Here is a 1007-nt window from a genome sequence, read left to right as displayed (position 1 = left end):
GTCACGTCCGTCGTGCGGAAGTAGAACTGCGGGCGGTAGTTGGTGAAGAACGGCGTATGACGGCCGCCTTCTTCCTTCGTCAGGATGTAGGCTTCGGCCTTGAACTTGCGGTGCGGCTTGACCGAACCCGGCTTGCACAGAACCTGACCGCGCTCGACGCCGTTGCGGTCGACACCGCGCAGCAGCGCGCCGATGTTGTCGCCGGCCTGGCCCTGGTCGAGCAGCTTGCGGAACATTTCAACGCCCGTGCAGGTCGTCTTCGTCGTCGGACGGATGCCGACGATCTCGATTTCCTCACCGACCTTGACGATGCCGCGCTCGACGCGGCCGGTCACGACCGTGCCGCGGCCGGAGATCGAGAACACGTCTTCGATCGGCATCAGGAACGGCTGGTCGATCGGACGCTCCGGCGTCGGGATGTAGGCGTCGACCGCGGTCATCAGTTCGCGGATCGCGTCTTCGCCGATCTTCTTGTCCGAATCTTCCAGAGCGGCGAGCGCCGAACCCTTGATGATCGGAATGTCGTCGCCCGGGAATTCGTAGGACGACAGGAGTTCGCGCACTTCCAGCTCGACGAGCTCGAGAAGCTCGGCGTCGTCAACCTGGTCGACCTTGTTCAGGAACACCACGATCGCCGGAACGCCGACCTGGCGGGCGAGCAGGATGTGTTCGCGGGTCTGCGGCATCGGGCCGTCGGCAGCCGACACAACCAGGATCGCGCCGTCCATCTGCGCCGCACCGGTGATCATGTTCTTGACGTAGTCGGCGTGGCCGGGGCAGTCGACGTGCGCATAGTGGCGGGCCGGCGTCTCGTATTCGACGTGTGCCGTCGAAATGGTGATGCCACGCGCCTTCTCTTCCGGCGCCGCGTCGATCTGGTCATACGCCTTGAATTCGCCGAAGTACTTGGTGATCGCTGCAGTCAGCGACGTCTTGCCATGGTCAACGTGGCCAATCGTGCCGATGTTGACGTGCGGCTTGTTGCGCTCGAATTTGCTCTTTGCCAT

At 63.4% G+C, this 1007-nt stretch carries 1 protein-coding gene; it reads right to left on the bottom strand.

The genetic code is table 11. The annotated features are described in order from the left end of the window. Positions 1 to 1007: elongation factor Tu (tuf, locus tag ATC00_RS00005; RefSeq protein ID WP_064251555.1), on the bottom strand; the 1007-nt coding region annotated here is incomplete at its 3' end.

This window comes from Sinorhizobium americanum (assembly GCF_001651855.1).
Taxonomy (GTDB): Bacteria; Pseudomonadota; Alphaproteobacteria; order Rhizobiales; family Rhizobiaceae; genus Sinorhizobium; species Sinorhizobium americanum.
This window is presented reverse-complemented; position numbering and strand designations above follow the sequence as displayed.